The following is a 14239-nucleotide window of genomic DNA, read 5'->3' as shown; positions in this document are numbered from 1 at the left end:
GAAAGTTCGATAACGCACGCGCAAGCGGGTCCGATCCGCCTGTCTCCCTCGAAAGTGCGAGACTAGGGGGTCCGCGCTGACACGGTAGGGCTAGCACGACCCTCCCGCGGCGTGGTCGCGTCATGGCGCGCCGGTAGCCACGCCTCCTAAGTTTGATAGCACCACAGGAGGACCTTTCGGGGCCACCGGACGGGGAGGGGTGGCGATGGTGGGCGCGGCGGCCGAGGATACGGCAGGCGCTGCCCGGCTCGGCGACGCCGAGACGGGGACGGTCAAGGACAGGCTGTTCGGCCTGCTCCACCTGCTGACCTCCTTCGCGCTGTCCATCGGCTACCTGCTCCCGGCCCTGCTGGTGATCCTGCCCGCCGTGGCGCTGGTGCTGAGCTTCTCCAGCGGACTCCTCGAAGGACTGCCCGAGGGCCTCCTGCCCCCGATCCCGGTCCTGGCCGCACTCGCCGTCCCGCTGCTGGCCGCCGGGACCCTCCTCGGGCGGCTGGCCTGCCGCATCCAGCGCCACCGCCTGGAGGACGTGTTCGGCATCGTCGAGTCCCGCACCGAAGAGCCGTCGGCCGCTCCGCCGCGCAACCCGACGCTGCGGCTGCTGCTCGGTCTCGACTACCTCTACGGCCGCGACGCCTGGACCGCGGTCGTCTGCGCCACGCTGACCGGCGTCCAGGGCGTGGTCCTGGGCGGCATCGCACTGGGGCTGGTCGTCTACGGAACGGCCCTTGCGCTGGGATCCCTGGTCGGCCTGGGATACGCGCTGGTCAGCGGCTCGCTGGAGTCCGTGGCGGCGCCCTTGGCGGCGGTGTTCCTGGGGCCGGTAGGCGCGGCCGTGGGGCTGTGGGCGGTGCCGCCGCTGGTCCGCCTGGAGGTCGAGGTCAGCCGGCGGCTGCTGCTCGACGCACCCGAGATGGTGATGCGCCGACGCCTGGCCCAGGTGCGGAACAGCCGGCTGCGCATGGTCGACGCGGCCGAGGCCGAGCGCCGCCGCATCGAACGCGACCTGCACGACGGTGCGCAGCAGCGGCTGCTGCTGGTGACCATGGCGCTGAGCCGGGCGCGCACGCGCGCGTCCGAGCCCGACGAGGTGCGCGCCCTCATCGACGAGGCCCGCGGCGAGGCCAAAGCGGTGATGGCCGAGCTGCGCGAGGTCGCCCGCGGCCTGCACCCCCGCGTCCTCACCGACCACGGTCTGGAGGCCGCGCTGCCGGTGGCCGCCGGCCGCTGCCCGGTGCCCGTGCACGTGCGGGCGGACCTGGACGAGCGGCCCTCGGCCCGCGCCGAGGGCGTCGCCTACTACGTGGTCTGCGAGGCGCTGGCCAACGTGGCCAAACACGCCGGAGCCGAAAGCGTCGAGGTCCGCGCCGAACGCGTGGCCCACGACGACGGCGCCCTGCTGCGCATCACCGTCAACGACGACGGCAAGGGCGGCGCCGACCCCGACCCCGACCCCGATTCCGGTACCGGCCTCTACGGCCTGTGGGACCGGGTCAACGCCGTCGACGGAACGCTCACGGTGCACAGCCCACCGGGCCGGGGCACCGCCGTCACCGCCGACATTCCCTGGGAGGCATGATCGTGCGCATCATCATCGCCGAGGACTCCGTGCTGCTGCGCAGCGGCCTGGTCAAACTCCTGGCGGACGCCGGGATCGAGGCACTCGCCTGCGTGGGCGACGCCGACGAGCTGCTCGCCGCCGTCGACTCCCACCCCGACCTCGATCTGTGCGTGGTCGACATCCGTATGCCGCCCGACTTCTCCGAGGAAGGTCTGCAGGCCGCGATCGAGATCCGCCGCCGGCGGCCCGGCGTGGCGGTGCTGCTGCTGTCCCAGCACGTGGTCAGCCGCTACGCCGCCGAGCTGCTGGGCGACGACACCGGCGGCGTGGGCTACCTGCTCAAGGACCGCGTGGCCGACGTCGACGAGTTCGTCGGCACGCTGCGCCGTGTCGCCGACGGCGGTACGGCCATCGATCCCGAAGTGGTCTCCCAGCTGCTCAGCCGCCGGGAGAACAGCGCCGCCGAACGGTTGAGCCCGCGCGAGAACGACGTGCTCGGCGCGATGGCCGAAGGCCTCAACAACGCGGGGATCGCCGCCAAGCTGTTCATCACCGAACGCGCCGTGGAAAAGCACATCCGCGCCATCTTCACCAAGCTCGACCTCGGCCAGGACGACCACGACCACCGGCGGGTGCGCGCGGTCCTGGAGTACCTGCGCGGCGGCGACCGCCGCGACGCCGCACCCTGACCCCGCACGGGCCACCAGTCCCGCCCAACCCCGCAGCAAGAGGGGAGCACATCCCCCGGAAGGAAGCACCATGACATTCACCGGACGCGGGCTCTACGCCGCATCCAGCAAGGTTCCGCGCGGCCGGCGCTCCGGCTGGCTGGTCATCGGGGCCGTCGTGGCGCTGGCGGTCCTGCTGGGCGGCGCGCTTGCCGCCTTCGGCAGCGTCCAAGTGGGCGGCGACACGCGCAGCGACGACTTCACGGGAGCGAAGAAGGTCGAGATCCACAGCGGTTCAGGCGTCGACGTCGAGGTTCACCGCGTCGAGGGCGACGCGGTCACCGTCGAGCGCACGCTGCGCGGAACCCCCCTCGCCGAACCCCGCGAACGGCTCGACATGGACGGCGGCACGGTCAAGGCCGAGGTCTCCTGCAGCGGGTCGTGGTTCTTCAGCGGCTGCGAGATCGAGTACTCCGTCGGCGTGCCCGAAGGCACGGCGGTGGCGGTCGAGGCGACCTCCGGCGACATCGAACTGGCGGGGACGACCGGCGGCGTCGACGCCGAGAGCGCCTCCGGTTCGATCAGCGGCGAGAACCTCTCCGGCGGGATCCACGCGGCCACCACCACCGGCGACATCGACCTGAGCGGTGTCGAGGGCGACCTGGACGTCGAGACCAACACCGGTTCCGTCGACGCCGAGGGCAGCGGCGGCACCGTCACCGCCGAGACCACCACCGGCCGGATGGACCTCGACGAGTTCACGGCCGAGCGGTTCGACATCGAGACCACGACCGGCGGCGTCGAACTCGACGCCGGGTTCGCCGAGGCGCGGATCGAGACCACCACGGGCTCGGTCGACGTCGAGGCCGTGGAGGAGTTCCGCCGCCTGGACGTCGACACCACCACCGGATCGGTCGAGGTGCAGGTCCCCGAGGGCGCGTACCGCGTTACCGGCGACTCCGCGACCGGCGACCGGGACATCGACGTCGAGACCTCCGCCGACGGCGGCGGGCCGCAGATCGCCGTCTCCACCACGACCGGATCCGTCGAGGTACGCGCCGACGACTGACCGTTCCCGGCAGCGCCCGGGCGGAACCGCGCACGGTCCGCGCCCATCCACGGGGGCGTCCGGCCATCGGGACGGGCGCCCCCGCGCCATGCTCTACAGTTTGGCGCCGGAAGGGCGATCGATGGGAGAGCGGGCCGATGGAAGCGACAACGTTCGGGGACGTCTGGCAAGAGGCCTTCTCCGTCCAGACGCCGCCGCCCACGTGGCTGATCATCGCCACCGGCGTGGCGGCGCTGATCGTGGTGATCACGCGCGGTCCCTGGCGGATCGCCCGCAACGTCGTCACCATCGCCCACGAGGGCGGGCACGCGATCACGGCGCTGCTCAGCGGCCGCCAGCTGACCGGAATCCGCCTGCACTCCGACACCTCGGGGGTGACGGTCTCGCGGGGCAAGCCGCGAGGGGTCGGCATGATCCTTACCGTCGCGGCCGGCTACATCACCCCCTCGATCGTGGGCCTGCTGGCCATCCTGCTGCTGGTCAGCAACCGCACCACCGCGCTGCTGTGGATGAGCATCCTGGTGCTGGCGGCCATGCTGCTGCTGATCCGCAACGTCTACGGCGTGGTCTCGGTGGTGGGTACCGGCGCGGTGGTCTTCCTCGTCTCCTGGTTCACCCCGGCGCAGGTGCAGGCGGTGTTCGCCTACTTCTTCACGTGGTTCCTGCTGCTGGCAGGCATCCGCCCGGTGTTCGAGCTGCAGTCCCAGCGCAGCCGCCAGCCCTCGCCGCAGTCCGACGCCGACCAGCTGCACCGGCTGACGGGGCTGCCGGGGATCGTGTGGGTGCTGTTCTTCGGCGTGGTCAACGTCGCGGTGACCGCGGCCGGCATCTGGCTGCTGATGTTCTGACCCGGGGCGCACCGCGCGAGGCCCCGGCATGACGAAGGCGCCGCACGCGGGGCGTGGGGCGCCTTGCTTCGCCGGGCGGCGGGTTCAGCTCGCGCTCGAACTCTCCTGCGGGGCCGCCAGCGCGGCCTCGACGCTGGGGAAGACGGGGACGCGCGTGTCGATCGCCGTCACGTGCAGGAGGCGGGCGATCCGATCGGAGACGGACGCGACGGCCAGGCTGCCACCGGCGGCCTTGGCGGCCTTGTGCGCCTGGATGAGTACGCGCAGCCCGCTGGAGTCGATGAAGGCCAGCTTGGTGAAGTCGAGTACCAGGCGGCCCTGCGGCCGTGCGTCGACGGCTTCGCGCACGGCCCGGTTGAACTGCTCCTCTGCGGCCATGTCGATTTCGCCGCTGAGTACGAGGACGACGCCGTCGTCGCGGTCGCGGCGGGTGATCTTCAGCGCGGCCATGTTCGCTCCGGGGTGTTGCACCGATGCCGTTGCCCTGGGGACCGGTGCGGCGGCTCCGTCGCCTCCAGGGCGGGGACTCTTCCCCAACGAGCCGTTCAGCACGTTGGTCGGCGCGCCGCATGGGCGAGGCTGGTTGTTCAAAGTCGGTTACCCCCATGCTGACAACCGGTGTGTCAGGCATACGTGGATCTACGCTGCCTGCCATGCCATAGTGCTGCGGGCGCGTAGACGGCTGAAGGCGGTCGGCGGCAGATGGCTCCGGCCTGCTCGGCCCGATGAGCGGCTCGCGCTGCGCGTGCGCCGCTTCCCCTCATTCCTAAGATGCTTAGAATCAAGCATCCGTCGGGGACACTACCACAGGGCTGTGGCCTTTTCGTGACGTGAGTGACGCTCATGCGTGTCCCGTGCGGCGGCGAAACCGCTCGACCTGCGCCTTCTTCCCTGAGCTGAACCCCGCGGGGCGCCGGAGCGACTTCCGCCACATCGATACCGGCCCGGGGCTGCGCGCGGCCGCGCACCCGCCGCATCCGTCACATCCGCCTCGCAGGTCGCCCGCGCGCACCCCGCCACCGGGGGCCGGCAGGTACGTCCCCGCGAGGCAGGGCCGCGGCCGCGCCGCAGGGCGACGGCCCAGGGCACGTTTTCACACGTCGCCTCAACGGTAGGGGAACCCGTGCGCCGCCCCGTGGCGCGGCGTCGCTCGGCACCCGTGCGCTTGCGGGAACGGGCGCACGCACGGCTGCGCCTTGCGCACCCGTCACCGTGGGGAGATCCCGATGAATGAGACAGGTGCCGCGGCCGCCGCGGGGGACACCGCCGCCACAGCCTTCGTGCTGAGACTGGGCGACGACGCTCTCGTGGCGGGCCACCGGCTGGCCGAGACCGAGGGCAGCGGACTGTGGCCGGGCACCGCGGACGACGCCGCCGCCCACGACGCCGGGGCCGAGGCGGCCCGCATCGCCCGCAGCCTGCTGCGTCTGGCCCGCTCGCTGCTGGCCTATGCCGGGCGCATGGAGGAGCAGCTCACCGGTGTGCTGCGCACCGAGGAGGACCTGGTGCGCAACCGCAGCGCCGACCAGTTCCACAACCTTCAACTGGTGGAGCTGCCCAACACCGACCTCGCGCACACGGTCGTACGCCAGCTGCTGTTCTCGGCCTACACGCTGGAGCTCTACACCGCGCTGACCGCCTCCACCGACGAGACCTTGGCCGACATCGCCCGCACCGCGGTGCGCGAGCTGCCCTTCCACCGCGACCACGCGGTGCGGTGGGCCCTGCGCCTGGGAGCCGGCGACGACGATCGCCGGCGGCTCGGCGACGCACTGGAGGAAGCGTGGCCGTGCACCGGTGAACTGTTCCTCTCCGACGAGATCGCCCGCACCGCCGCCGAGACCGGATTCGGCGTCGATCCCGCGCGGCTCCGGCCCGCATGGGAGGCCGTCGTCGACGGGGCGCTGCGCGAAGCGCGGCTGTCGAGGCCCGGACCGGTGCCCGTGGCGGAATCGGCGGCGATGTGCGGCCGCGCCGGTGTGCACCCCGAGCCCTTCGACCGCACCCTCGCCGACATACGCCGCGACCGCGCGCCCGGCTGAGCCGCGCGCGAGCCGCATCGCGCGCGGCGCAGAGATCCTCCTCCGCAACGGCGACGGAGCCCGGCCCCCGAGGGGACCGGGCTCCGTCGGCTCACAGGCGGCCCGATGGCTTCGGGAGGGCCTTCACTCGCGTGGCAGGCGTGTGCTGCGGTCTGGATCGTCGGCGCGGTGCCGCCCGCTGGAGCGGCGCGTCGGCGGCTCGTTCAGGGCGTCGCGGAAACCGCTGGAATAGCCGGAGTCGTCGTACTCGGAGCCCTCGGACGCGTCCTGGTCGATCCGCTCGCGCCTGCGGCGCCGTACGGCTGTGGCGCCCACGCTGATCAGCAGCGAGACGATCGCGATTCCGGTGACGGCGTTGATGGCGGCGGTGGCGAGCTGGCTGGGCAGCGCGGCCTGCTGGGCGAACGGGCTCACGGCCGCCACCACCGTGGCCAGACCCACGATCCACCCGAAGAACGTCGTGGCGCGCGGTGCGCTGACCAGCAGCAGGTGCAGTAGAGCGGTGGCCACCAGCGCGGCGATGCCGGCCGTGACCGCATAGGCGGCGGTTCCGGCGCCGCCGATGTAGCCGGCCTCCTCCGGAGCGAGGATCGGTATGCCCAGCACGCCCCGCACCACAAGCGTGCCGACCAGGGCGATCAGGGCCGCGACGACGGCGGTGGCGAGTCCGCCGGACCATAGCCTGACGGCGTTCACACGCCGTTCGCTGCCATATTCGCTCATGCCGTTTCCCCCCGATACGGCCCGAACACGGTTGCTGCCCCCCTACCCGGCCTCAACCTGCGAAAACCACGGCGGGTGCGCACGCAGGCGCCGTCGTTCCGAGGATGGACCGTGCCGAGAGCCGGGGCCGAGGCGCTTGCTCCGGCCGCCTCGGCGGTGGACCCGTGGATCGGCTCGGCCGCCAGTGCGCGTGGCCGGAAGCGAAGGCCCGAGCCGGCCCCGGATGCCGCGGTACGGGTGTGCGGGTGGCGGGTAGTGGAGGACGAACACGTCGCGTCGCAGGCCGCCGCTCCCGCGCTTCGCGCCCGCGCGCCACGCCGAACGGGAAACAAATGTGACAGAAATCACAGCGTGGATCCTCGGCTGAACGGTGCCCGAACGTGTGATGGCACACAGGAGCGCAGGGTACGGCGGCGCCCGGCCCGCGGTGCCGAAGGCGGCTGTTCGGGGTGTCCGGTCGGCGCTGTCCGCACCCCGCAGACCAGCGCAAAAGCCGGTCGGGGCGGCTTTTCGGCGCCGCCGCGAAGGGGCGCGGTACCCCTCTGCGGGGGCCCGCCGAGGGGCCGCGTCGGTCGCCGAGGGTGCGCGGATCCGAAACATGGAGAACGCATTATAGACTACCGAGAATTCTCCATTGTTTTCAGGTTGCCGTTTCAGAATTCGCGGTGCGTCCTGCGCAATGTGTTGCGTAGTGCGGTTCGCCAGGGGCTCGAAAGGAGCTCACAAGCCTGCTCACAGGCGGTGGGGACCCTGTGTCGCATTGATGACCCGGGGTGAATTTTTCGCTCCTGACCTGCATGAACGCCCTATCAATGGCTCTCGCCACTTGAACTAAGGTGGGGGTCATGGCTTTCAATGTATATGCGCGAAGTTTGACCCTCGGCGTCGTGTGTGTCTGGTGAGAGGGTTTTTCGAGTGTGAGGAGTCGAACAATTAAGGGACAGGATCAGCAAGATTTTGGTGACGACCCGCTGGCCGTTCGCGACACCGATCACTACAAAGACGAGTACGTGACGGGGTTCGTCGACAAGTGGGACGAGCTGATCGACTGGAAGAAGCGCTGGGCAAGTGAGGGCGACTTCTTCGTGCAGCAGCTCAAGGACCGCGGTGTCGAGAAGGTCCTCGACGTTGCGACCGGTACCGGCTTCCACTCCGTCCGCCTCCTCGAAGAGGGGTTCGAGACCGTCAGCGCCGACGGCAGTGCGGAGATGCTGGCCAAGGCCTTCTCCAACGGCCAGGGCTACGGTGGGCACATCCTGCGTGTCGTCCAGGCCGACTGGCGCTACCTGAACCGGGACGTTCACGGGACCTACGACGCCATCATCTGCCTGGGCAACTCGTTCACCCACCTGTTCTCGGAGCGCGACCGCCGCAAGGCGCTGGCTGAGTTCTACGCGATGCTCAAGCACGACGGTGTGCTCATCCTGGATCAGCGCAACTACGACGCCCTGCTCGACGGCCAGTACGGGAACAGCCACACCTACTACTACTGCGGCGAGGAGGTCTCGGCCGAGCCGGACCACGTCGACGAAGGCCTGGCGCGCTTCCGCTACACCTTCAACGACCAGTCGCAGTACTACTTGAACATGTTCCCGCTGCGTAAGAACTACGTGCGGCGGCTGATGCGCGAGGTGGGCTTCCAGCGGGTCGACACCTACGGCGACTTCCAGGAGACCTACCAGGCCGACGAGCCGGACTTCTTCATCCACATCGCGGAGAAGGGCTACCGCAGCGACGACGAGCTGACCGAGGCGTACTCGTCGGCGGTGCAGACGGCGCGGGAGTACTACAACTCCTCTGACGCCGACACCTTCTACCACACGATCTGGGGCGGAACCGACATCCACGTCGGCCTCTACCAGTCCGAGAACGACGACATCGGCGAGGCCAGCGTGCGCACCGTCGAGCGCATGGCCGAGAAGGTGCGGATCACCCCCGACACCAAGGTCATCGACATCGGCGCCGGCTACGGCGGCTCGGCTCGGTGGCTCGCCCGTACCTACGGCTGCCACGTCACCTGCCTCAACCTCAGCGAGGTCGAGAACGAGCGCAACCGGGAGAAGAACCGCGCCGAGGGTCTCGACCACCTCATCCACGTGATCGACGGCTCCTTCGAGGACATCCCGGTCCAGGACAACGGGTTCGACCTCGTGTGGTCGCAGGACGCCTTCCTGCACAGCGGCGACCGCATCCGCGTCATCGAGGAGGTCGCTCGGGTCATCCGCCGCGGCGGCGACTTCGTGTTCACCGACCCGATGGCCACGGACGACGCGGACCGCCAGGCGCTCAAGCCGATCCTGCAGCGGCTGCACCTGGACACCATGGGCACCCCCGGGTTCTACGACCGCGAGACCGCGCGTCTGGGCATGACGAAGGCGGAGTTCGACGACCTCACCTCGCAGCTGCCCAACCACTACGGTCGTGTGCTCGCCGAAACCGAGCGCCGGGAACCGGAGCTGAAGGGCAAGATCAGCGACGCGTACCTGGAGCACATGAAGACCGGGCTGCGCAACTGGGTGAACGGCGGCAAGTCGGGATCCCTCGCCTGGGGCATTTCGCACTACCGCGCCTGATTCCCCTCTGGCGACTCACCAGCGGCCCCGCGGCCCTTCCGCGGGGCCGCTGGTGTCTCGGCCGGGTGTCGCCTCCGCCGCCCCCGGGTAGACGGCAGGCGGAGCACCGCTGCGATCCGGGGGCGGTTGCCTCGCCGCCGGCTCGGGGTATCACCGGGGCGAAAGCCCCGGCCGCGCCCGTTTCGGCGGGGGCACCGCTCCGGTAGAGAGGGAGCGCGACATGAACGGCACGCCGGAGAAGCGCTGGATCGTCGTGGGTGTCGACGGCTCCGACTCCAGCCGCTACGCGCTGGAGTGGTCGGCCAACCAGGCGGCGCAGCGCGGCCGCGGCCTGACCGTCCTCACGGCGGTGGGCCCGCCCGACGCCGCGGGCGCCTTCCGCGAGATCGTGCCGCGCGGCGGCGAGCAGGAGACCTCCGACCGGCTGCGCGACGCCCAGGCGCTGGTGGACTACGCACGCGAGTGGATCCAGCGGCTGTTCCCCGAGCTCGACGTGCGCACCCGCATGCCCACCGCGCGCGCCGCCGACGCGTTGCTCGAAGAGGCCGAACTGCCCGACACCGCGGCCGTGGTGGTGGGTTCGCGCGGGCTGGGCGGACTGGCCTCGGCGTTTGTGGGCTCGGTGGGCGTCGAGCTCGCCGCGCACGCTCCGGTACCTGTCGTCGTGCTGCCGAAGAAGCACGAGACCGCGCACAGAACCAAGGGCCGCGTCGTCGCCGGCGTGGACGGATCGGAGTCCAGCCGGCGTGCTGTGGCGTTCGCCTTCGCGCAGGCCAGGTGGACCGAGAGCGAGCTGGTGGCCGTGTGCGCCTGGCAGCCCATGGCGGCCTTCGTCTCGGCGATGGGGCCGGTGCCGCCGGAGGCCTTCGACGACGACGCCGTCGAGGCGTCGGCCCGGCGCACCGCCGAGGCCGAGCTCGACGAGATGCGCGCGGACTACCCCGGCGTTTCCGTGGACCTGCGCACCGTGCGCGCCCACCCTGTGGTGGCCCTCCTGGACGAGGCCACGCCCGCCGACCTGATCGTCGTGGGCTCGCGCGGCCGTGGCGGGTTCGGCGGCCTGCTGCTGGGCTCGGTCAGCCAGTCGGTGCTGCACGGCGCCCACGGGCCGGTGGCCGTGGTGCGCTGACACTGTCCGCGCCGCGGCGCGCGGACGACGAGGCCAAAGCGTGCGCAGTAGGCGCAGCATGCCCGCATCCGACGGAGGCCGGTGTCGGCCGGCTCGGGGGACGGGTGTCTCGGTCGCACTTGACGGGCGGGCGCGCGTCGCGGTTGACTCGGACGGACCGACCAGTTGGTATCCCGAGTCTGCGGAGGCGGCCAGTGAAAGCGTTGCGGGTGCACGAGACCGGTGAGCCCACCGACGTCCTGCGTCTGGAAGAGGTCGAGGACCCGCGTCCGGGGCCCGGTCAGGTGCTGGTACGGGTCCGCGCCGCCGCGGTGAACTTCCCCGACGCACTGCTGTGCCGGGGTATGTACCAGACCAAGCCGCCGCTTCCCTTCATCCCCGGCGTCGAGCTGTGCGGTGACGTCGCCGAGCTGGGGGAGGGTGTCACCGGCCTCGACGTGGGCGCACGCGTCATCGGCGGCGCCGACCTGCCCTCCGGTGCCTTCGCCGACTACGCGCTGATGAGCGCCGAAGCCGTCTTCCCGGCGCCCGAGGCCCTCACCGACGATGAGGCCTCGTCGCTGTTCATCGGATACCAGACCGGCTGGTTCGCCCTGCACCGCCGTGCGCATCTGCGCGAAGGCGAGACCGTGCTGGTGCACGCCGCGGCCGGCGGGGTCGGCAGCGCCGCCGTGCAGCTCGCCAAGGCAGCGGGCGCCCGCGTCGTCGGGGTCGTCGGCGGCCCCGAGAAGGCCAAGACGGCCGCCGCCCTGGGCGCCGACGTGGTCGTCGACCGCCGCAGCGAGGACTTCGTCTCCGTGGTCAAGGACCTCACCGAGGGCCGCGGCGCCGACGTGGTCTTCGACCCGGTCGGCGGCGACTCCTACCAGCGCTCCACCAAGTGCATCGCCTTCGAGGGCCGCATCGTCGTCATCGGGTTCGCCAGCGGCACGATCCCCACCCCCGGGCTCAACCACGCGCTGATCAAGAACTACTCGATCCTCGGCCTGCACTGGGGGCTCTACCGCCAGCGCGCGCCCGAGACCATCCCCGAGGCCCACGAGCGGCTCACCGAGCTCGCCGGTCGCGGGCTGGTGAAACCGCTGGTCAGCGAGCGCCTCGGTGCCTCGGAGCTGGCCGAGGGAGTGCAGCGCCTGGCCGACGGCGACACCGTCGGCCGACTGGTCTTCACCCCCTGATCCCGTTCGCGGGGCCGTATCCACCGCTCCTGCGAGCGCGCGGATGCGGTCCCCGCGTGCCCGACGGGCGCCGGCCGGCGCGGCGGCCCCGGCCCGCCGTCCCTGCCGACACGCCGCCCTGCCAGTGAAGGAGTCCCCGCATGGCCGAACCGTTCTCCATTCCCGGGACGACCGCGGTCGTCACCGGAGCCGCCGGCGGCATCGGGCTGGCGCTCGCCCGGCGGCTGCTGCGTGAGGGCGCGGCACGGGTGGTGATCACCGACCTCGACCCCGACCGCGTCACCGCGGCGGCCGAGGAGCTGGGCGAGCGTGCCCACGGCATGGCCTTCGACGTCGCCGACGAGGCCGCCGTCGCCGACACCGTCGCCCGCATCGAGCAGGACCTCGGACCCGTCGACCTGTGGTGCTCCAACGCCGGGATCGCGACGGGGGACGGATTGGGTGACGACGCCTCGTGGGAGGTCTCCTGGCGGGTGCACGTGATGGCGCACGTCTACGCCGCTCGCGCGCTGTTCCCCCGCATGGCCGAACGCGGCGGCGGCCACCTCGTCGTGACCGCGTCGGCCGCCGGCCTGCTCACCCAGCTCGACTCCGCGCCCTACTCGGCCACCAAGCACGGCGCCGTCGCCCTGGCCGAGTGGCTGGCCATCCGGCACGCCGACGAGGGGATCTCCGTCTCCTGCCTGTGCCCCCAGGGCGTCAACACCGACATGACCGCAGGAGACGGCGGCGCCTCGGCCACACGCCTGGGCGGCGAGTACATCGACCCCGAGGACGTCGCCGAGTCCGTCGTCGCCGCGCTGCACGCCGGCCGGTTCCTCGTCCTCCCGCACCCTGAGGCGGCCGACTTCGAACAGCGCCGCGCCAAGGACCGCGACCGCTGGATCGAGGGCATGCGCCGCGCCTGGGCCAAGATCCGCCCGGGCGCCGCCGCGGGCAACTGAGAGAGGCGAGCATGGACTTCACTTACGACGAGACCACCCGCGGCTACCTGGAGCGCCTGCGCGCGTTCATGGACGAGCGGATCGTCCCCGCCGAGCCCGTCTACGCCCAGCAGGCCGCCGAGCGCAGCGACCCCTGGTCGACGCCGCCGATCATCAAGGACCTGCAGGCCCAGGCGCGCGAGCGCGGCCTGTGGAACCTCTTCCTGCCCGCCGGCTCCTACGGCGCCGGGCTGACCAACCTGCAGTACGCGCCGCTGGCCGAGATGACCGGCCGCTCGCCCGGCCTGGCGCCCAGCGCCCTCAACTGCGCCGCCCCCGACACCGGCAACATGGAGATCCTCGCCATGTTCGGCACCGAGGAGCAGCGCAAGCGGTGGCTGGACCCCCTGCTGGGCGCGGAGATCCGCTCGGCGTTCTGCATGACCGAGCCCGAGGTGGCCTCCTCCGACGCCTCCAACATCCGGCTGAGCATCACCGCCGACGGTGACGACTACGTGCTCAACGGGCGCAAGTGGTGGAGTTCGGGGGCGCTCAACCCCGACTGCGAGCTGTTGATCGTCATGGGCGTCACCGACCCCGACGCCGATCCCTACCGCAGGCAGAGCATGGTGCTGGTGCCCAAGGACACCCCGGGCGTGGAGGTCGGGCGCGGGCTTCCCGTCTTCGGCTACACCGACGGCACCAAGGGCGGCCACGCCGAGGTCGTCTTCACCGACGTGCGCGTACCCAAGAGCAGCATCCTGCTCGGAGAGGGAGAGGGCTTCCGCATCGCGCAGGAGCGGCTGGGCCCGGGGCGCATCCACCACTGCATGCGCTCCATCGGTGTGGCGGAGCGCGCGCTGGAGCTCATGTGCACCCGCGCCGCCGAGCGGGTCGCCTTCGGCAAGCCGCTGGCAGAGCAGGGCGTGGTACGCGAGTCGATCGCACGCGCCCGGGTGCGCATCGAGCAGGCCCGGCTGCTGGTGCTCAAGACCGCGTGGCTGATGGACACGGTCGGCAACAAGGGCGCGCGCACCGAGATTTCGGCGATCAAGGCCGAGGTGCCGCGGATGGTCCAGGAGGTGCTCGACGACGCGATCCAGGTACACGGCGGCGCGGGCGTCTCCGACGACTTCCCCCTCGCGCAGCTGTGGGCGGCCAACCGCACGCTGCGGCTGGCCGACGGGCCCGACGAGGTGCACTTCCGCTCCATCGCGCGCCGGGAGCTGAAGCCCTATCTGGCGGAGCGCACGGCGTAGGCAGGGCACGGCGGCGGCACGTTCGCCGGTCCGCGGGGGCAGAGGTGTCGGGTCGCGCCGTCGGCCACTGGCGCGGCACGTCCTCTGCCTGCGGAAACGGTCGGCGTGCCGCCGCTTCCGCTGCGGGCGGCGGCCGGGCCGCCGTGTGGCGGGCCGCAGTGCGAAATCCCCTTCAAATCTCGCAATACTTCGGCGAAGTCGCTTTCGGAGCGCGCCGGCGCCGATACGTTCGGTGGCGCGGGCAGGCCGTCCACGGACCGGACTGT

Annotated in this window: 12 protein-coding genes; 10 read left to right on the top strand and 2 right to left on the bottom strand. The window is 71.6% G+C overall.

Features of this window, described 5'->3' with window-relative positions; translation table 11 throughout:
* The first annotated feature begins 205 nt into the window (after positions 1 to 205).
* From LP52_RS16815 to LP52_RS16800, 4 genes are all read left to right on the top strand, one after another.
* Complete coding sequence (locus LP52_RS16815) at positions 206 to 1579, top strand: sensor histidine kinase (protein ID WP_040275057.1); 1374 nt, start codon at positions 206 to 208, stop codon at positions 1577 to 1579.
* A 2-nt stretch (positions 1580 to 1581) separates the two neighbouring features.
* Positions 1582 to 2250 (top strand): response regulator transcription factor, encoded by a 669-nt coding sequence (locus LP52_RS16810; RefSeq protein ID WP_040275055.1) that lies wholly within the window; start codon positions 1582 to 1584, stop codon positions 2248 to 2250.
* 70 nt (positions 2251 to 2320) lie between these two features.
* Entirely contained in the window at positions 2321 to 3298 is a 978-nt protein-coding gene (locus LP52_RS16805; protein WP_040274858.1) for a DUF4097 family beta strand repeat-containing protein, read from the top strand.
* A 137-nt stretch (positions 3299 to 3435) separates the two neighbouring features.
* Positions 3436 to 4146: a M50 family metallopeptidase gene (locus LP52_RS16800; RefSeq protein WP_040274857.1), complete on the top strand. Its 711-nt coding sequence runs from the start codon at positions 3436 to 3438 to the stop codon at positions 4144 to 4146.
* Positions 4147 to 4230: 84 nt separating this feature from the next.
* Here the strand turns inward: LP52_RS16800 and LP52_RS16795 are convergent, their stop codons facing one another.
* Positions 4231 to 4596 carry an STAS domain-containing protein gene (locus tag LP52_RS16795; RefSeq protein WP_040274856.1) on the bottom strand — a complete coding sequence of 122 codons (366 nt, stop codon included), beginning with the start codon at positions 4594 to 4596 and terminating at the stop codon, positions 4231 to 4233.
* Positions 4597 to 5372: 776 nt separating this feature from the next.
* Here LP52_RS16795 and paaC point away from each other — a divergent pair.
* Complete coding sequence (gene paaC / locus LP52_RS16790; RefSeq protein WP_040274854.1) at positions 5373 to 6188, top strand: 1,2-phenylacetyl-CoA epoxidase subunit PaaC; 816 nt, start codon at positions 5373 to 5375, stop codon at positions 6186 to 6188.
* Positions 6189 to 6311: 123 nt separating this feature from the next.
* On the opposite strand, the gene LP52_RS16785 is transcribed toward paaC, so the two are convergent.
* Positions 6312 to 6911, bottom strand: coding sequence for a DUF6069 family protein (locus LP52_RS16785; protein WP_040274853.1), 600 nt, complete (start codon positions 6909 to 6911; stop codon positions 6312 to 6314).
* A 917-nt stretch (positions 6912 to 7828) separates the two neighbouring features.
* Between LP52_RS16785 and LP52_RS16780 the strand changes: the two genes are divergently transcribed.
* The 5 genes from LP52_RS16780 to LP52_RS16760 all read left to right on the top strand — a co-directional run bounded on the left by LP52_RS16780 (position 7829) and on the right by LP52_RS16760 (position 13973).
* Positions 7829 to 9484, top strand: coding sequence for a glycine/sarcosine N-methyltransferase (locus tag LP52_RS16780; protein WP_052809947.1), 1656 nt, complete (start codon positions 7829 to 7831; stop codon positions 9482 to 9484).
* 220 nt (positions 9485 to 9704) lie between these two features.
* Positions 9705 to 10613, top strand: a complete 909-nt coding sequence (locus LP52_RS16775) for a universal stress protein (RefSeq protein ID WP_040274849.1) — start codon at positions 9705 to 9707, stop codon at positions 10611 to 10613.
* Between the two features lie 194 nt (positions 10614 to 10807).
* The gene (locus LP52_RS16770; RefSeq protein WP_040274848.1) at positions 10808 to 11791 is read left to right on the top strand and encodes an NADPH:quinone oxidoreductase family protein; all 984 of its coding nucleotides are present in this window, start codon (positions 10808 to 10810) and stop codon (positions 11789 to 11791) included.
* Positions 11792 to 11931: 140 nt separating this feature from the next.
* Positions 11932 to 12735 (top strand): SDR family oxidoreductase, encoded by an 804-nt coding sequence (locus LP52_RS16765; protein ID WP_040274846.1) that lies wholly within the window; start codon positions 11932 to 11934, stop codon positions 12733 to 12735.
* 11 nt (positions 12736 to 12746) lie between these two features.
* Positions 12747 to 13973, top strand: a complete 1227-nt coding sequence (locus LP52_RS16760; protein WP_040274844.1) for an acyl-CoA dehydrogenase family protein — start codon at positions 12747 to 12749, stop codon at positions 13971 to 13973.
* Positions 13974 to 14239: the final 266 nt, after the last annotated feature.

The sequence above is a fragment of the Streptomonospora alba genome (assembly GCF_000826685.1).
Classification (GTDB): Bacteria; Actinomycetota; Actinomycetes; order Streptosporangiales; family Streptosporangiaceae; genus Streptomonospora; species Streptomonospora alba.
The sequence above is the reverse complement of the archived record's forward strand: the minus strand, read 5'-3'. Positions and strand labels throughout refer to the sequence as shown.